Below are 16,409 nucleotides of genomic sequence, written 5' to 3' on the forward strand. Positions count from 1 at the left end.
CGACCTTCCTGTTCAGTCTTCCAACGGGGTGAGTTTATACCGGTTGCGGGAGCGCACAAGCATGACAGTGCTCAGCGACGGCAGCCCTTCTCAAGCTTCAGGTTAGCCACGTGCCGCCTCCCGACGAAAATCCCTTCGACATCGCCCGGCCTATGGGCGCGGGCTTCTAGTGAGTTCGGCAGGCCTTGTCAATGAATCGGCAGCGGCCGCAGGGGAAGCTCGGGACAGTCCACCAGGGAAACCCGCTGTTCAGCGGCCAGCGGTGCTCATCGCCCGCTTCTCGCGCCGCCGCTGGACGGAGGAGGGAATGTTCATGCCCTCGCGGTATTTGGCGACGGTGCGCCGCGCGATGTCGATGCCATCCTTCTTCAGGATATCCACAAGCGCGTCGTCGGATAGCACGTCGTCCGGCTTTTCCTCGTCGATCATCTGGCGGATGCGGTCGCGCACCGCCTCGGACGAATGCGCCTCGCCGCCGCCGGCGGAAGCGATCGAGGCGGTGAAGAAGAAGCGCAGCTCGAAAACGCCGCGCGGGGTGAGCATGTATTTGTTGCTGGTGACGCGGCTGACCGTCGATTCGTGCATGCCGATGGCGTCGGCGACGTTGCGAAGATTGAGCGGGCGCAGATGGCGGATGCCGTGGAGCAGGAACGCGTCCTGCTGGCGCACGATCTCGGTGGCCACTTTCAGGATGGTCTTGGCCCGCTGGTCGAGGCTGCGGGTCAGCCAGTTGGCGTTCTGCAGGCATTCGGTGAGGAAGTCGCGTTCCCCCTGGTTCTTTGCGTGCCGAGACACCGTGGTGAAATAGATCTGGTCGACCAGAACCCGCGGCAGGGTGTCGGGATTGAGCTCGACCGCCCAACTGCCGTCGCCAGCGGCGCGCACCTCCACGTCGGCGACTATGGTGTCGGCCGCGCCGCCCGAGAAGGCCAATCCGGGCCGGGGGTCCAGCGTTCGGATTTCCGCCAGCATGTCGAGGAGATCCTCCTCGTCGACGCCGCAAAGCCGCTTCAGTGCCTGGAAGTCGCGGCGGGCCAGAAGCTCCAGATTGGCGACCAGCGCCCGCATCGCCGGGTCATGGCGGTCCTTGCGCTGAAGCTGCAAGGCCAGGCATTCGGCAAGGTCGTGCGCGAACAGGCCGGGCGGGTCGAAGGATTTGCATCGCGACAGCACCGCCTCGGCCTCACCGGGTTGCGCGCCTAGCCGCAGACCGATCTCGGCTGCGTCGCCGCGAAAATAGCCTGCCTCGTCGAGCTCGTCGGTGAGTTCGTGGGCGATCAGCCGCGACGCGGGATCGGCAAAGGCGAAGGCGATCTGCTCGCCGACGTGATCGCGCAGCGTCGGCTTCGCCGCGGCGACACCTTCGAGGTCGAAGCCATCGCTGTCGCCGCCACCGCCGCCGGTCGATGCCGATTTCCACTGCGCGGCGAGATCGGGGCCGAGCTTCTCGCTGGTGCCGGGATCGTCGGGAAAGACGTTCTCCAGCGACGTGTCGAGCCGGTCGGAGATCGTTTCGGAGGTGACGGCCCCGCCATCCTCGTACCAGTCTTCGGACCGCGCGCCTTCGTCCAACTCCTTCTGGACCTGGTCGGTGGCGGCGTCTTCCTGGGGCTCGACGCGTTCCAGCAGCGGATTGCGCTCGATCTCCTCATCGACGAAGCGTTCGAGTTCGAGATGTGTGAACTGCAGCAGCTTGATGGACTGCATCAGTTGCGGCGTCATGATCAGCGACTGCGACTGCCGCAACTGCAGTTTGGCCGAAAGCGCCATGTCCGGTCGTCCAACTCCTACCGCAACGCCACCCGCAGTCCCGCCTTGGCAGATGGCGGGACGGGAAAGTGGAACAATGAACTGGCCCAGCTTTTGCTTGTCAAGCCGGACGGTAGGAAAAACGTCTTGCCATTTGGTAAAAGGCAAAAAGGGATTGCGCGCGCCGCGCATGCCCGCGGCGTTAGAGGGTAAAACTCTCACCGAGATAGAGGCGGCGCACATTGGTGTCGGCGATGATGTCCTCGGCCGAACCATGCTTCAGTATCTCGCCGCTGTGGATGATGTAGGCGCGGTCGATGAGCTTGAGGGTCTCGCGCACATTGTGGTCGGTGACCAGGACGCCGATGCCGCGTGTGGTGAGGTGACGGACGAGATGCTGGATGTCGGCGACAGCGATCGGATCGATGCCGGCGAAGGGTTCGTCGAGCAGCATGTAATGCGGCCGGCTGGCCAGCGCCCGTGCGATCTCGAGGCGCCGACGCTCGCCGCCCGACAGGGCCATCGAGGGCGATTTGCGCAGATGTGAGATGTGGAATTCATCGAGCAACCCGTCGAGGGCCTTTTCGCGCTCCTTGCGGCTGGGTTCCACCACTTCGAGCACGGCGCGGATGTTATTCTCGACGCTCAGGCCGCGGAAGATCGAGGCCTCCTGCGGCAGGTAGCCGATGCCGAGGCGGGCGCGGCGGTACATCGGCATCGAGGTGATGTCGAAGCCGTCGATCTCGATCCTGCCCTTGTCGACGGGCACGAGGCCGGTGACCATGTAGAAACAGGTCGTCTTGCCGGCGCCGTTGGGGCCGAGCAGACCGACTGCCTCGCCGGCGCGCACGCCGAGCGACACGCCGTTGACCACCTGCCGCCCCTTGTAGCTCTTGGTGAGGCCGGTCGCGATCAGCGTTCCCTTGAGTTCGGCGCGATGCCGCACGACCGCTGGCGCGGCCGGCGCAAAGCCGAGCCGCCCCGACAGGCGGGCTAGCAAGGACTGCTGCTGCGTCATTAGTTTTTCTGCGAACCGGGCGTTATCGACATGATGACGCGGCGGTTGCAACCGTCGACCTCTGCCTTGCTCGTCTTCATGTTGACGGTGAGCTTGCAGCCGATCAGCGTATTCTTTCCCTCGGAAAGGACCACTTCCTTGCCCGACAGCACCAGCGTCTGGCTCGTCATGTCGAAGGTGCCGCGGTCGCCGGTGGCAACCTGGGTGTCGGACTTGATATAGACCTTGTCCTCGACCTCGATGCGGTCGATGTTGGCCGAACCGGTGGAAGAGGAACCGCTGCCGTCATTGGCATAGAAGACCGTCATCTTGCCGGCTTTCATCAGCGTCGGGCCCTGTGTGACGTTGACGTTGCCGGTGAACACGGCCTTGCTTTCGCCGTCGATGACCTCGAGCTTGTCGCCCTCGATCTGGATTGGCTGGCCGCTGTTGATGCTGAGCCCCTGCAGGCGCCCGGTAGCCGTATTGTTGGCCGCCGCCTCCTGCGCTTGCAGCGGCAGGACCGGCAGCGCCGCCAGCGCAAGCACGGCGCAGGCGGAGAGACTGAAGCTTTTCCCGAACATCCCGTTACCCACCCTCACTGGCTGGCCGTCTCTTTCTTCGGCAGCACTATATGCACACGGACGCGTTTGTCGAAAACAACGATCTTGCCGCGATCCTCGACCGACATCGTGTCGGCGGTGATCGTGCCCCCCTTGTAGCTGATCTCGACCGGTTTGTCGGTCGACATGCGGCCTGCGCTGAGATCGAGCAGGGCGGAGCCAAGCGTCGCGACCGCACCGTCCGAGGTGGCGATGTTGATCTGCGTGTCGACGTTGAGCATGTTGGTGGTGCGGTCGAACTGGCCGCGCGCGGCATCGATGGTTGCCGATCGCTCCATGTCGATCGGCACGGTCGCGGCAATCTCCTGGAGTTCCACGACGGCGTCGTTGGCAATGTCCTGAACGGCGCGCAACGCACTGACGGCGTAGGGCTGGTTGTCTCTGGTGAAGCCTTCCAGCTTGGGATTGGCCATCACCAGCTTGCCGTCGGAGACCGTCGATTCCTGCGACGTGATGTCGGCCGACGGCGTGGAGCGGTAGGATTGCAGCAGGAAGCCGGCGGCCATGATCACCGCCAGCGCCGGCAGGACGATCTTGAGCACCCCGACCCGGCGCGAATGGCGCTGTGCGTTGCGGAACATGGCGGAACGCTCGGCCGTCGGCCGGGCCGGGCCCGCAATGGCCTCAGGGGATGCGTCGCTCGAATCCGGCGATCTTGCCAACATAGCATACCTGTTTCGCGTCGCAGCGCCGGCAGAACCCGTCGCGCCGGATCACCAAGATGACTGACCGCGATCAACGTGCCGAAAGCCACGAAATTATGGCCAACTGCCTGAGGCCGCTTCGACTTTCCCCCTTCCGCAAGCGCGGAACAGCCGATGCACCTGTCCGTTCGACCAGATGGCGGACGTCCTGCCCGCTTCCAGTCTCGCGTGCGCGCCACTTTAGATCATGCCGTCGCGCGCCAACAATTGGGCAATATGGTTATGTTTGAACGAATTGTCAGCCCCCACATCTCCGGGAAGGCGGCCGATCGGGCAGTTTTCCTGACTTTAGTTTAGCAAAAGGTGAGGGGTGTTGTCCTCAGAGCATCCGTCGGTCGCAGGGAACCGGGCGAAACCGGTCAGACGGCCATGCGGCTCGGCGGACGATCCTTGGCGAGCTTGCGGAATTTGCGCACGACCATATCGCGCTTGAGTCGTGAGATGTGGTCGATGAACAGCACGCCGTCGAGATGATCGATCTCGTGCTGGAGGCAGGTGGCCAGCAGCCCTTCCGCCGTCACCTCGCGCGGCTTGCCGTCGAGGTCGAGATATTTCACCCGCACCGTGGCCGGCCGCTCGACCTCGGCATAATAGTCGGGGATGGACAGGCAGCCTTCCTCGTAGACCGAACGCTCGTCGGAACGTTCGACGATCTGCGGGTTGATGAAGACCTGCGGCGCCTTGGGCTCGTCTTCCTTGGCGAGGTCGATGACCAGCATGCGCAGCGGCTCGCCAACCTGGATCGCCGCGAGCCCGATGCCGGGCGCGTCGTACATGGTTTCCAGCATGTCGCCGGAAAGTTTGCGCAGCGGCGCGTCGAAGCGCTCGACCGGCTTGGACACCAGGCGCAGAACCGGATCGGGAAGAATAATCAGCGGCTTGATCGACATGCGTTTCAGGTAATGGCTTGCGTGAAAAGCGTCAACGGGGGTCACGCGGCTACCGTTCCCGTTTTGATCTGCAGGCCGCCGGCGAATCGGCTATTCTTGCCGGCATGACCGACCTTGCCCAACTCCTTGCCCAGCCTGTAGCCCAGTTTGGCGCCACGGTGGTGACGCTCGGCCACACGCTGGCCGGGTTCGCGGTGCTGTTGCTGGCTCTGCTCGTGGCGCTCGTCGTGGCGCTGTGGCGCTCGGCGAAAGCGCGCGCCGTGGCCGCCGCCGAGGCAGCCGACCTTGCGCGCGACACCGAGGCCCGCATGGCCGGCCTGCTGCGGGCCCAGGCCGAGATGCAGGGCCGCATGAGTGCCGTCGCCGACGTGCTCGGCGCGCGTCAGGCCGAGCTCAACCAGTCGATTGGCCAGCGGCTCGACGCCATGACCGGCCGCATCGGCCAGACCATGGCGGAGCAGACCAAATCGACGCACGACAACCTTGCCCGCCTGCAGGAGCGGCTGGCGGTGATCGACACGGCCCAGAACAACATCCAGTCGCTGGCCGGCCAGGTGGTGCAGTTGCAGGCGATCCTGTCCAACAAGCAGACGCGCGGCGCCTTCGGCCAGTCGCGCATGGAGGCGATCGTCGCCGACGGGCTGCCGCAGGGCGGCTACACATTCCAGCACACGCTCTCCAACGGCAGCCGGCCGGACTGCGTGGTGAGGATGCCCAACGGCGCGCCGCCGCTGGTGATCGACGCAAAATTCCCGTTGGAGGCGTGGAACGCCATCCGCGCCGCGGCGGAGGCCGACCAGAGCGGCGAGGCGCAAAGGGCGGCGCAGCAGGCGTTCCGCCGCGATCTCGACGTGCACATAAGGGCGATCTCGGAAAAGTACCTGCTGCCCGGCGAGACGCACGACACGGCCTTCATGTTCGTGCCGTCGGAATCGATCTTCGCCGAGATCCACGAGAATTTCGAGCCGATCGTGCAGCGCGCCCATCGCGCCCGCATTGTCATCGTCTCGCCCTCGCTGCTGATGCTGTCGATCCAGGTGATCCAGTCGATCCTGAAGGACGCCTCGATGCGCGAGCAGGCGCATCTCATCCAGGGCGAGGTGGTGCGGCTGATGGAGGATCTTTCCAGGCTGGACGACCGCGTGCGCAAATTGCAGGTGCATTTCGGCCAGGCCAACAAGGATATCGACGACATCCTGATCTCGGCGTCGAAAGTCGCCAAGCGCGGACAGAAGATCGAAGCACTGGAATTCGGCGATCCGCCGCCGGCTGCGATCGAGCCGGAACCGGCGCACAGCGCGCAGAGCAAGACCGGGCAGCTCCGGCTGCGGGTGGTCGAGGATGGGTCGGCCTGAACTGAAGCTGAATATGCATGGGCGCGCGGGGCATCTTGCGCGACGGCAAAACTCCTGATTCAGTTGTTGCAGGATCAACAGGAGGATTGGATATGGCCAAAGGTTCGATGAGGCCGGGCAAGGAAGCCCGCAAGCCGAAGAAGGACGCCAAGAAGCCGGCTGCTGCCCCGGTGCTGCACGCGCCGGCCGTGCCGGCTATGAAGATCAAGGAAAAGAAATAGCCTCGTCCTGAACTGACTTATTGCCATGGCCGCTCCGATCACGGAGCGGCCATAAGTGCCTGTTTGTTTGCTTCAGAGTTTCGCCGCGACGTCCTCGAGCTGATCGGCGCACTGGCCCCAGCCCTCGTGAAACCCCATCTTCTCATGGGCCTCGCGGTCCTCGGCCGTCCAGTGGAGGACGCGGGCCGTGTATTTGGTCTTGCCCGGACCGGCATCCTCGAAGGTGAGGATGCCCGTCATGAACGGCTTTTCCGACGGCTCCCAGGCGCTGACGAAGGCGTCGGTGAAGACGAGGCGCTCGTTGGGCACCACTTCGAGGTAGATGCCGCGATTGGGGAACTCGGTGCCGTCCGGTCCGGCCATGACGAACAGGTTGGATCCGCCCGGCCGCACGTCGACCTCGACCTTCGGCGTGGTCCATGGTTTTGGCGCGAACCACAGCGGCAGGATTTTTGGGTCCGTCCAGCAGCGATAGACGTTTTCGCGCGGCGCGTTGAGGATGCGGGTCAGCACCAGTTCGCGGTCGCCCTTGGTCGTGTCGGTCATTCTTTTCTCCTGAAAGCTGGTTTCGAGCCTAGGACGCCAATGGGCCGAAGGTTCCGACAGACGCCACGAATTTTTTCGCGGGCCGCCTTGCTGACCCGCATACGTGGGCAGGAAAATAGCGTCGATGCCGACGCGCGCTACCCCGCGCGGGGCGTTCTCCTGACAGGGTCAGACGTGCTTGCGGCCGCCGGCCGCCCGGAACCAGTCGTCCGGATAGGGATACCACCACTCCTGTATCGTCGGCTTGTGGTCGATGATCACCATCTTCGAGCGCCGGAAGGCGTCGAGACCCTGGCGGCCGAGCTCGCGGCCGAGGCCGGACGCCTTCCAGCCGCCGAAGGGCAGGGCGTCATTGTCGATCAGCGGATTGTTGACCCACACCATGCCGGCCTCCAATCGCTCGGCGGCCTCATGCGCCTCGGCGAGGTCGGTGGTGAAGATCGAGGCGCCGAGGCCGAACGGGCTGTCGTTGGCAAGCCTTATCGCCTCGTCGAAATCCTTGACGCGGCAGATGGCGGCGACCGGCCCGAAACATTCTTCCCGGCAGATCGCCATGTCCGGCGTGACGCCGGTGAGGATCGTCGGCTCATAGAACCAGCCGACATTGTTGGCCGGCGGGATGCGGCCGCCAGTGACGGCCGTCGCGCCGCTGCGCACTGCGTCGTCGACCAGTCGCATGACCTTGGCGCGCGCCGCCTCGCTGACCAGAGGTCCGATCTCTGATCTGTCGAGGCCGTTGCCGATGCGCAGTCTTCGCGTCTCGGCGGCGAATTTCTCCACGAAGGTGTCGTGCACGTCGTCGACGACAAAAAACCGCTCGGCAGAAGTGCAGACCTGTCCCGAGAGATGGAAAGCGGCCGTCACCGCGCCCGCCGCCGCGACGTCGAGCGGCGCATGTTTCGAGACGATCATCGGATCGGAGCCGCCAGCCTCGATGACGCAGGGCTTCATGCGTTCGGCGCAGGCGACCGCCACTGCCTTGCCTGCCGCCACGGAGCCTGTGAAGGCGACGGCGTGCGTGCGCGGTGACTGGATCAGCGCCTGGGCGGTCGCGGCGTTGCCGGGCAGGCAGCAGACAAGACCTTCCGGCAGCGAGCGAAAAACGTTCATGTAGTCGAGCGTCGAAAGCGTCGTCGCTTCCGCCGGCTTGATGACGCAGGCATTGCCGGCGGCGAGCGAGGCGGCGACGGTCCAGCACATCAAAAGCACCGGAAAATTATACGGCATGATGTGCACCGATACGCCGTAGGGTTCGTAGCGCGCATACTGAAACGAGCCGGCCTGCGTGGTGCCGGCGATTTTCCCGGCCTCGTCGCGCGCCATCTCGGCGTAATACCGAAACACCGGTGCGCAATTGGCGATTTCGCCGATCGCTTCCGGATAGGGTTTGCCCATCTCGCGCACCATCAACTCGGCGCAGCGGGTGAAGTCGGCTTGTTCGATGGCGTTGGCAACCTGGTGCAGGTGTTTTGCCCGGCTTTTGGCGTCGAGTTTTTTCCACTTGGCCTGGGCGGCGGTAGCGGCGTCCAGCGCCACTTCGATCTCGGCCGCGGTCGCGGCGGAAATCGCGCCGACCGTCTCCAGCGTGGCGGGGTCGATGACGGGTCTTTGCGTGCCCGCCATCGGCCGGAAGTTTGGATTGACGAAGAGCGTCGGCTGATGGGGTGAAAACGTCATGACCTGCCTCGACCCTAGCGGATCATATAAACCTTCCTGATCGTCTCATGGACGGTGCAGACGCCCTTCCAGTCCTGTGGGAAGAAGGCGGCGGTGTCGGGCGTGATCTCGATCACCTCGCCGCTTTCGTGCACATAGGTGCAGCGGCCTTCGAGGAAGTGGCAGAACTCGTCGCGGGTGACGTGGCATTCCCATTTGCCGGGCGTGCAGACCCACAATCCGCATTCGGAGCGCCCGTCCGGCCCCTTGTGCAGCAGCTTGCCGGAGGTGTGCGACTGGCCCTCGATCATGGTGGGGATGACGCCCCAGTCGACGAGATCGGTGAAGGCGAGCGGGTTTTTCCAGACGGGCGTGGTCATGCTTGTGTCCTTGTTCAAAAGGTGCGGTCAGCGGCACATGAAGGCTTTGCTGAGCGTTTCGGTGATGATCGAGGTTCCCGCCCAGCCGGCCGGGAAGAAGACGACCGCGCCGGCCTGGACCGGAATTTCTTCGCCGCTGTCGCGGACATAGGTGCCGCGGCCGCCGATGAAATAGCAGAACTCGTCGGTGGCGAAAGCGACTTTGCGCGTGCCCGGCGTGCATGACCACAGCCCGCATTCGCTGGAGCCGTCGGCGTTGACGGAGAGAATCTTTCCGGATGCATGCGGGTTGCCGGCAATCGTGTTGGCGCCGGGTCCCCAATCGTCTAGGGCGACCAAGGCGGCATCGGGCCAGTTCGGTGTCGTCATGAAAAACCTCAGGCGACCAGGATGTAGATGTTGCGCATGGTCTCGTGCACGTCGCATTCGCCGGACCAGCCGGCGGGAAACAGCACGACCGTTCCCTTTTCGACCTCGATGACCTCGCCGTCGTCCGAGCGGTAGGTGGCGTGGCCGGCGACGAAATGGCAGAGTTCGTCGCGCGGAATCGATAGTCGCCAGCGGCCCGGCGTGCAGACCCAGATGCCGCATTCAGGGCGGTTGTCCGGTCCCTTGTGGACGAGTCTTCCGCGCGAATGCGAGGCGCCGGAGATGGCGTCCGGCTGCACACCCCAGTCGACGAGGTCGCTGCGGGTTGAGGCGCCGTGGAGATGAGGGGCGGAGGAAGTCACTATCTTTACCCTCCCCCTTGTGGGGAGGGTCGAGCCGCGCAGCGGATCGGGGTGGGGGTAGATGGCTTTTCGTCACGTTTGCCCGACCGTACCGTCAGACTGGCGGACCCCCACCCCGCGCCTCCGGCGCGACCCTCCCCACAGGGGGGAGGGTAGAGGCCGGCGCCCCTCACAGTAGCCCCTCCAGCAGGCCTGCCGCCTTTTCCGGGCCGTTCTGGCTTTGCATATGTTTGGAGGTGGCGACGAGCTTCGCCTGCATTACCGGATCGGAAATGCAGCTTTCCAGCTTGGCGATCAGTTCCGCATCGGTCCAGTCGTAGCGCGGCATCTTGAAGCCGTGGCCGGTTTCCTGGACGCGGGTGGCGTTGTCATGGCCGTCCCAGACATAGGGCATGATGATGGCCGGCTTGCCGAAGAACAGGCATTCGGTGAAGGAGTTGTTGCCGCCGTGATGGATGACGGCATCGACCTGCGGGATGACCGAAGGTTGAGGAAACCAGCTTTCGATGATCACATTGCCGGGCACGTCGCTGTAGGCTTCTTTGTAGCCGCCGACATTGACCAGCGCGCGAAAACGGCTGTTGCCGATCGCCGCGATGATGCGCTTCAAAAGGTCGGTGTCGCCGGCGCCAAGCGAGCCGAAGGACACATAGATGAGCGGCCCGTCATTGTTCTTCGCGAAAGTGGGCATCTCGTAAGGCGCCTCCTTGCGCACGCAGCCCTCCAGATACTGGAATCTTGCCGGATCGAGCGGATGCCGGCGGTTGAATTTCACGGCTTCCGGATAGAGCAGCAGGTTGAGATAGGGCGAAGCCTCGAAGAACTGGCCGATCGGATAAGGGTTCTCCTGGCAGGTCCTGAGGAAGAAGTTGAATTCCTCGTGGATCGGCCGGATCACTTCGTTGAAATGCTCACGATAGGCCTTGTGGCAGGCGTGGTCGTTCTCGCCGCAGCCGGAGAGATGCGGCGGGATGCCGTCGTCCTCGATCTCGTTCTCCGAGCAGGAGATGATGCGCACCCAGGGTTTGCCAAACTGCTTGATGGCCGGGAACAGCACGACGTTGTCGACGCAGATGACGTCGGGCTGGATTTTCTCCAGCACGCCGGGCAAGTCGCGCTGGGCCCATTTGGCGCTGTCGACGATCGCCGTCCAGCAGTCCTTCACATAATTGTCGACCTGGTCGTAAGGCGATTTGCGGAAGTTCGGGATGTGGCCGTTGATAAAATCTTCCCAGAATTTTGCCATCTGCTCGGGCGGCATCGGCTCGGAAAGATTCACCGGATACGCCTCGAAGCCATAACCCTTATAGACGTCGACGAAGCCGGGATCGGACAAAAACACCGCCTTGTGGTCGCGCGCCTGCACCGCCTGGGCGATCCCGACCGAGTTCAGTGCCGGCCCGTAGGCGGCTTCGGGAAAGAATGCGATCGTTTTCTGGGCCATGCCTGCCTCCAACAGAACTCAGTTCCTGAAAATGCGCGTGTCTTCCGCCGCCCAGCCGATCTCGACTGTATCGCCGGCCTTGACCGGACGGCGGTTGGCGGCGTCGGCGGTGACGCGGACGAGGAAGGGTTTTTCGGTCAGCGCCGTGCGGATGTGAAGCTGCAGGTCGAGCCCGTGATAGGCGAGCGCCTCAACCGTGCCGGAGACGCGGTTGGCGATGTCTGCCGTAGGGGACAGCGCCACCCGCTCGGGACGTACGGCGGCGATAGCCGCGCTACCCGGGCTTAGATCGTCCGGAAGCGTCCCGGCGATCAGTGCGTCGTTGGCCGCCCGCACGCCGTATTGCTCGGCGCTGCCCTCACAAAAATTCATGACGCCGATGAAGTCGGCGACAAAACGGTCAGCGGGCCGCTCGTAGATCTCGTGCGGCGTATCGCATTGCAGCAGGTGGCCATCCTTCAGAACCGCCATGCGGTCAGCCATGACCAGCGCTTCCTCCTGGTCGTGGGTGACCACGATGAAGGTGATGCCGACCTCGTGCTGGAGCCGCTTCAGTTCCATCTGCATGGCGCCGCGCAGCTTTTTGTCGAGCGCGCCGAGCGGCTCGTCGAGCAAGAGCAGGCGCGGCCTTTTCACCAGCGCGCGGGCAAGCGCGACGCGTTGTTTCTGGCCGCCGGAAAGCTGCTCCGGCTTGCGATCGGCCAGTTGGGAAAGCTGCGTGGTCGCCATGATCTCGTCGACGCGAGCACGGATTTTTTCCGCTGGCAGCCGCTCCATCTCGAGGCCGTAGGAAATGTTGGCACGAACCGTCATGTGCGGGAACAGGGCGTAGGACTGGAACATCAGATTGACCGGCCGGCGGTTGGGCGGGACGGCGGAAATGTCCTTGCCGTCGAGCAGGATTTTTCCGGCGCTCGGCGTCTCGAAGCCCGCCAGCATCCTGAGCAGCGTGGTTTTTCCGCAGCCGGACGGACCGAGCAGGGCAAAGAACTCGTTCTCGCGGATCGCCAGCGACACGTCGTCGACGGCGGCGATGCGGCCGAAGTTTTTCGTCACCCGGTCGATGGCGAGCAGCGTGCGGGTCACTGGCCGATCATCCCGCGATTGAGGCGCTGCGAGAGGGTGAGAGCGATGACGCTGACGGCCATGACGATGGTGGCGAGCGCGTTGATCTCCGGCGTAATGCCGAAGCGGATCATCGAATAGATCTGCATCGGCAGCGTGGTGGAGGCGCGGCCGGCTCCGGCGGTGAAATAGGCGATGATGAACTCGTCGACCGACAGCGTGAAGGCGAGCAGCGCGCCGGCGACCACCGCCGGCAGGATGACCGGCAGCGTGATGCGCCGGAAGGTGGTGACCGCCGAGGCGCCGAGATCGGCGGACGCCTCGGTGATCGACCAGTCGAAACTTTTCAGCCGCGCCCGCACGACGGAGCAGACGAAGGCGATGTTGAAGACGACATGAGCCAGCACGATGGTGTGCAGGCCCATAGTGACGTCGAGCATGGAAAAGAACGACAGCAGCGCTATGGCGAGCACGATGTCGGGGATGATCATCGGCGCGAAGATCAGTGCCTCCAGCGCCGAGCCGCGCTTGCGCCGCATCTCCACGCCGAGCGCCAGCAAGGTGCCGAGCAGGGTGGCGATTGCCGTCGAGACGATTGCCACGATCAGCGTGTTGAGCGCGGCCGACAATATGTCGTTGTTGGACGCCAGCGAGACGTACCATTTGAACGAAAATCCGGACCAGACGGTCGGCAGGCCGCCCTCGTTGAACGACAGCGCGACCAACACCGCGATCGGGATATAGAGGAAAGCGAAGACGGCGACGAGGATGGCGCGGTTCATACCGCTTCCTCCCTGACCGTGGCGCGGCCGGATGCCCGTTCGGCGGCGAAAGCCTGCAAGGTCAAGAGCAGCATCATGATGGCGATCAGCACCATCGACAGTGCGGCGCCGAACGGCCAGTCATTGGCGGTGAGGAACTGGTCGTAGACAAGGTTGCCGATCATCTGGAAGCGGCCGCCGCCAAGCAGCGCCGGGGTGACGAAATTGCCGATCGACAGCACGAACACGAACACCGCGCCGGCGGCGATGCCGGGCAGCGTCAGCGGCAGCACAATGCGGCGAAAAGTGGTGAAGGCCGAGCCGCCGAGGTCGCGTGAGGCTTCCGCTAGTTCCGGATTGAGCCGCGACAGCGGCGCGTAGCAGGCAAGGATGACGAAGGGCAGGTAGTTGTAGACGAGGCCGGCGATCACCGCGCCTTCGGTGTAGAGCATCGACGGCGGTTCACCCGTATAGCCGAACCAGCGCAAAAACTGGGTGACCAGCCCCTCGCGGTTGAGCAGCACGATCCAGGCATAGGTGCGGATCAGGTAGTTCGACCAGAAGGGCAGCACGGCGAAGAACAGGTAGATCGGCTGGCGGTGGCGCGGCGCGGCGGCGATGGCATAGGCAGCCGCATAGCCGATGACGACGGCGATAAGCGTCGCCGTGCCGGCGATGCGGGCGGAGTTGAGAAAGATGCCGGCATAGAGTGGATCGAAGACCTGCGCGAAGTTCTCGAGCGTGAAGGTGTATTCGACGCCGCCATAGATGCCGCGCCTGAAGAAGGCGAGCGCCAGCACCAGCGCGCAGGGCACGACCATCAGCCCGGTCAGCCAAGCCAAGGCAGGGGCCATCAGCAGGGTGGAGCGGGAGGTCACTGGCCTTACCCTCCCCCTTGTGGGGAGGGTCGCGGCGAAATCCGCGCACAGCGCGGCTTTTGACGCGGGGTGGGGGTATGGCGAAATGCCATCCGCTCACCCTTGCGCGTCTCTACCCCCACCCCGCCTCGCAATTTCCGCTACGCTCCAATCGCTCGGCGACCCTCCCCACAAGGGGGAGGGTAAGCGCCGTTCACTGCGCCGCCTTGATCTCGCTGACGATCTTCGAATATTCGCGCTGCGCCTCGCCCACGTCGCGCAGTTCCTCGAACTTCACCAGATCGGCCACCGGCATCGCCATGTTGGGGTACTGCGCGGAAAGTTCGGCCGGCAGCGAGTCCATCGCCGCCTTGTTCGGCACCTTGTAAAGAATGTTCTGCGCCGCCCAGCCGTGGTTCTTGGCGTCGAGCATGAAGTTGACGAACTTGAAGGCATCGTCCTTGTGCTCGGAGGCCTTCATCACCACCATCGTGTCCAGCCAGAGATCGGAGCCCTCTTTCGGGATCACATATTTGATGTCCTTGTTGTCGGTGATGCCGTAGTTGCACCAGCCGTCCCAGGCCTGCACCATCAGCGCCTCGCCGGAGACGAGCTTCGAGTAGAAGGTCGTGTCGTCATAGGCGAGCAGCGTCTTCTTGGCGGAGATCAGCAGGTTCTTGACCTCCTCCATCTTCGCCGGATCGGTCTCGTTGACCGAAAATCCCTTGGCAAGCTGGCCGGCGGCGAGCAGCCAGCGGTCGGTGGCCAGCATCGTGGTCTTGCCCTTGAGGTCGTCGGAGGGCGCGAGCAGATCGTTCCATGAGGCAGGCTCCGTCTTCACCAGGTCGGAGCGGTAGCACAGGCCGGTCGTTCCCCAGGTGTAGGGCACGGAGAAGGCATTGCCCGGGTCGTAGGGCAGCTTGGTCGCTTCGGGATACAGGTTGGCGAGGTTCGGCACCTTGGCATGGTCGATCGGCTCGGCGAGGCCGAGCTTGTTCAGCACCTCGGCGAAGGGCGAGGAGACGAAGACGACGTCGTAGCCCTTGCCGCCGGAGGCGACGAGCTTACCCATGATTTCCTCGTTGGTGGCGTGTTTCACCACCTCGCCGGACACGCCGGTCGCGGCCTTGAAGGCGTCCATGGCGTCGGGCGCCATGTAGCCGTCCCAGTTGGAGATGACGAGGCTTTGCGCGGCGGCCGGCGAGGCGAAGGCCAGCGCGAGGCCGAAAAGGGCGGAGCGGGCGCTCCACGAAAACTGCCGGGACGGCGCGGTCATGACGGACTCCCATTCCTGTTGAAACGACGATTGTCTTTGTCAGGCGCCCATCCGGATGTTCCGCTTATGGCCGCCCAGTTCCCCAGCCTGTTTCCGGCTGCTTTTGATTGACAGTACTATTGCAGAAAAAAGTACGTCAATCCATAATTTGCACGGATCGTTCGAAACGCTTGCCTCCGGCGGCGCACCACACCTCGATCCATGATCGGGCGACAATGCAGGCGGCAGACAAGAAACCTCGCACCAGCCATATCGATCTCGCCCAGCGCATCCTGGATGTGGCGCGCGCCGGCGGCTTCGAACCAGGCGCACGCCTGCCGGAGCAGCAGATCGCGTCGCTCTGCAACGTCTCGCGCACACCGGTTCGCGCCGCATTGCGCCTGCTGGCGGAACAGGGGCTGGTCGGGTGGGTGCAGGACGATGGGTTCCGGCTTGCCGCCGATCTCTCGACGCTGTCCGGGTCGCTGACCGATCTGCCGAGCGCCGAGGAGGACGATCTGGCGGCGGCCATACTGCGCGACCGGGCGGCCCGGCGGCTGGACGGCACGGTGACGGCGGCCGCGCTGGCGCGGCGGTACAGCACCCAGCGAACGACGGTACTAAAAGCGCTGACAAGACTGTCGGAGGAGGGGCTGATCGAGCGCGCCCCCGGCCAGTCCTGGATGTTCCGGCCGGCTCCGGACAGTCCGGAGGCGATTGCCGAGAGCTACGATTTTCGCCTTGCGCTGGAGCCGACAGCCATCCTCGCGCCGGGGTTCCGGCTGGACGGCGCAAAGGCGTCGGCGCTGCGGCAGGCAATGGAGGCGCTGCTAGCGGCGCCGGATTCGACCTTCGACATGCGTGAATGCCAGCGCCTTGACCGTGAGTTCCACGCGTTGATCGCGGCGGGCGCGGCGAACCGTTTTGTCGCCGACGCCCTTGCTGCGCACCACCGGCTGCGGCAATTGCCGGGCGCCACGCCGGGCGTCAGCGTGTTCCGGCTGCGTCAGTCGACGCGCGAGCACCTCGCCATTCTCGACCAGATCGAGAGCCGGCAATACGAGGTCGCCGCCGACCTGCTGAAAGTGCATCTGCGGCTGTCGCGCAGCCAAAGGCCGCATGCGGCCAACCGCGGGGCACCGGCACTGACCGCCATGATCCGGCGGCCGGGCTGA

General features: G+C 64.4%; 18 protein-coding genes. 3 read left to right on the top strand and 15 right to left on the bottom strand.

Going from position 1 to position 16,409, the window contains the following annotated elements:
• Positions 1–249: 249 nt before the first annotated feature.
• The 5 genes from rpoN to def form a co-directional block, all read right to left on the bottom strand.
• Positions 250–1,770 (bottom strand): RNA polymerase factor sigma-54, encoded by a 1,521-nt coding sequence (gene rpoN / locus RB623_RS17125; RefSeq protein ID WP_308058116.1) that lies wholly within the window; start codon positions 1,768–1,770, stop codon positions 250–252.
• A gap of 181 nt (positions 1,771–1,951) precedes the next feature.
• Positions 1,952–2,767: an LPS export ABC transporter ATP-binding protein gene (lptB, locus tag RB623_RS17130; RefSeq protein ID WP_308058117.1), complete on the bottom strand. Its 816-nt coding sequence runs from the start codon at positions 2,765–2,767 to the stop codon at positions 1,952–1,954.
• On the bottom strand, positions 2,767–3,330 hold the full coding sequence (locus RB623_RS17135) for an LptA/OstA family protein (protein WP_308058118.1): 564 nt from the start codon (positions 3,328–3,330) through the stop codon (positions 2,767–2,769). The genes lptB and RB623_RS17135 overlap by 1 nt, the downstream gene beginning before the upstream one ends.
• 14 nt (positions 3,331–3,344) lie before the next feature.
• A complete protein-coding gene (gene lptC, locus RB623_RS17140; protein ID WP_308058119.1) occupies positions 3,345–3,950 on the bottom strand; it encodes an LPS export ABC transporter periplasmic protein LptC in 606 nt (201 codons plus the stop codon).
• A 482-nt stretch (positions 3,951–4,432) separates the two neighbouring features.
• Positions 4,433–4,963 (bottom strand): peptide deformylase, encoded by a 531-nt coding sequence (gene def, locus RB623_RS17145; protein WP_308058231.1) that lies wholly within the window; start codon positions 4,961–4,963, stop codon positions 4,433–4,435.
• A 104-nt stretch (positions 4,964–5,067) separates the two neighbouring features.
• Here def and RB623_RS17150 point away from each other — a divergent pair, with 104 nt between their 5' ends.
• Both RB623_RS17150 and RB623_RS17155 read left to right on the top strand, forming a co-directional pair.
• Positions 5,068–6,318, top strand: coding sequence for a DNA recombination protein RmuC (locus RB623_RS17150; protein ID WP_308058120.1), 1,251 nt, complete (start codon positions 5,068–5,070; stop codon positions 6,316–6,318).
• 92 nt (positions 6,319–6,410) lie between these two features.
• Entirely contained in the window at positions 6,411–6,539 is a 129-nt protein-coding gene (locus RB623_RS17155; RefSeq protein ID WP_308058121.1) for a hypothetical protein, read from the top strand.
• 72 nt (positions 6,540–6,611) lie between these two features.
• On the opposite strand, the gene RB623_RS17160 is transcribed toward RB623_RS17155, so the two are convergent.
• The 10 genes from RB623_RS17160 to RB623_RS17205 all read right to left on the bottom strand — a co-directional run bounded on the left by RB623_RS17160 (position 6,612) and on the right by RB623_RS17205 (position 15,255).
• Complete coding sequence (locus RB623_RS17160; protein ID WP_308058122.1) at positions 6,612–7,085, bottom strand: SRPBCC family protein; 474 nt, start codon at positions 7,083–7,085, stop codon at positions 6,612–6,614.
• Positions 7,086–7,253: 168 nt separating this feature from the next.
• Positions 7,254–8,762 carry an aldehyde dehydrogenase family protein gene (locus RB623_RS17165; RefSeq protein ID WP_308058123.1) on the bottom strand — a complete coding sequence of 503 codons (1,509 nt, stop codon included), beginning with the start codon at positions 8,760–8,762 and terminating at the stop codon, positions 7,254–7,256.
• 14 nt (positions 8,763–8,776) lie between these two features.
• A complete protein-coding gene (locus tag RB623_RS17170) occupies positions 8,777–9,121 on the bottom strand; it encodes a cupin domain-containing protein (protein ID WP_308058124.1) in 345 nt (114 codons plus the stop codon).
• A gap of 27 nt (positions 9,122–9,148) precedes the next feature.
• Positions 9,149–9,490, bottom strand: coding sequence for a cupin domain-containing protein (locus tag RB623_RS17175; RefSeq protein ID WP_308058125.1), 342 nt, complete (start codon positions 9,488–9,490; stop codon positions 9,149–9,151).
• Positions 9,491–9,498: 8 nt separating this feature from the next.
• Entirely contained in the window at positions 9,499–9,852 is a 354-nt protein-coding gene (locus RB623_RS17180; RefSeq protein ID WP_308058126.1) for a cupin domain-containing protein, read from the bottom strand.
• A gap of 169 nt (positions 9,853–10,021) precedes the next feature.
• The gene (locus RB623_RS17185) at positions 10,022–11,296 is read right to left on the bottom strand and encodes a glycosyltransferase (protein WP_308058127.1); all 1,275 of its coding nucleotides are present in this window, start codon (positions 11,294–11,296) and stop codon (positions 10,022–10,024) included.
• An 18-nt stretch (positions 11,297–11,314) separates the two neighbouring features.
• Positions 11,315–12,382 carry an ABC transporter ATP-binding protein gene (locus tag RB623_RS17190; RefSeq protein WP_308058128.1) on the bottom strand — a complete coding sequence of 356 codons (1,068 nt, stop codon included), beginning with the start codon at positions 12,380–12,382 and terminating at the stop codon, positions 11,315–11,317.
• On the bottom strand, positions 12,379–13,143 hold the full coding sequence (locus tag RB623_RS17195; protein WP_308058129.1) for an ABC transporter permease: 765 nt from the start codon (positions 13,141–13,143) through the stop codon (positions 12,379–12,381). Before RB623_RS17195 ends, RB623_RS17190 begins: the two co-directional genes overlap by 4 nt.
• Entirely contained in the window at positions 13,140–13,976 is an 837-nt protein-coding gene (locus tag RB623_RS17200; protein ID WP_308058232.1) for an ABC transporter permease, read from the bottom strand. Before RB623_RS17200 ends, RB623_RS17195 begins: the two co-directional genes overlap by 4 nt.
• Positions 13,977–14,193: 217 nt before the next feature.
• Positions 14,194–15,255, bottom strand: a complete 1,062-nt coding sequence (locus RB623_RS17205; protein WP_308058130.1) for a spermidine/putrescine ABC transporter substrate-binding protein — start codon at positions 15,253–15,255, stop codon at positions 14,194–14,196.
• Positions 15,256–15,470: 215 nt separating this feature from the next.
• Between RB623_RS17205 and RB623_RS17210 the strand changes: the two genes are divergently transcribed.
• Positions 15,471–16,409 carry a GntR family transcriptional regulator gene (locus RB623_RS17210; RefSeq protein WP_308058131.1) on the top strand — a complete coding sequence of 313 codons (939 nt, stop codon included), beginning with the start codon at positions 15,471–15,473 and terminating at the stop codon, positions 16,407–16,409.

Origin of the sequence: Mesorhizobium sp. LHD-90 (genome assembly GCF_030929505.1) — a bacterium.
Taxonomy (GTDB): Bacteria; Pseudomonadota; Alphaproteobacteria; order Rhizobiales; family Rhizobiaceae; genus Kumtagia.

Bases quoted from the DNA above. Each gene is read 5' to 3' on its own strand.
- rpoN (WP_308058116.1), bottom strand. From the start codon at position 1,770: ATGGCGCTTTCGGCCAAACTGCAGTTGCGGCAGTCGCAGTCGCTGATC.
- lptB (WP_308058117.1), bottom strand. From the start codon at position 2,767: ATGACGCAGCAGCAGTCCTTGCTAGCCCGCCTGTCGGGGCGGCTCGGC.
- RB623_RS17135 (WP_308058118.1), bottom strand. From the start codon at position 3,330: ATGTTCGGGAAAAGCTTCAGTCTCTCCGCCTGCGCCGTGCTTGCGCTG.
- lptC (WP_308058119.1), bottom strand. From the start codon at position 3,950: ATGTTCCGCAACGCACAGCGCCATTCGCGCCGGGTCGGGGTGCTCAAG.
- def (WP_308058231.1), bottom strand. From the start codon at position 4,963: ATGTCGATCAAGCCGCTGATTATTCTTCCCGATCCGGTTCTGCGCCTG.
- RB623_RS17150 (WP_308058120.1), top strand. From the start codon at position 5,068: ATGACCGACCTTGCCCAACTCCTTGCCCAGCCTGTAGCCCAGTTTGGC.
- RB623_RS17155 (WP_308058121.1), top strand. From the start codon at position 6,411: ATGGCCAAAGGTTCGATGAGGCCGGGCAAGGAAGCCCGCAAGCCGAAG.
- RB623_RS17160 (WP_308058122.1), bottom strand. From the start codon at position 7,085: ATGACCGACACGACCAAGGGCGACCGCGAACTGGTGCTGACCCGCATC.
- RB623_RS17165 (WP_308058123.1), bottom strand. From the start codon at position 8,762: ATGACGTTTTCACCCCATCAGCCGACGCTCTTCGTCAATCCAAACTTC.
- RB623_RS17170 (WP_308058124.1), bottom strand. From the start codon at position 9,121: ATGACCACGCCCGTCTGGAAAAACCCGCTCGCCTTCACCGATCTCGTC.
- RB623_RS17175 (WP_308058125.1), bottom strand. From the start codon at position 9,490: ATGACGACACCGAACTGGCCCGATGCCGCCTTGGTCGCCCTAGACGAT.
- RB623_RS17185 (WP_308058127.1), bottom strand. From the start codon at position 11,296: ATGGCCCAGAAAACGATCGCATTCTTTCCCGAAGCCGCCTACGGGCCG.
- RB623_RS17195 (WP_308058129.1), bottom strand. From the start codon at position 13,143: ATGAACCGCGCCATCCTCGTCGCCGTCTTCGCTTTCCTCTATATCCCG.
- RB623_RS17200 (WP_308058232.1), bottom strand. From the start codon at position 13,976: ATGGCCCCTGCCTTGGCTTGGCTGACCGGGCTGATGGTCGTGCCCTGC.
- RB623_RS17205 (WP_308058130.1), bottom strand. From the start codon at position 15,255: ATGACCGCGCCGTCCCGGCAGTTTTCGTGGAGCGCCCGCTCCGCCCTT.
- RB623_RS17210 (WP_308058131.1), top strand. From the start codon at position 15,471: ATGCAGGCGGCAGACAAGAAACCTCGCACCAGCCATATCGATCTCGCC.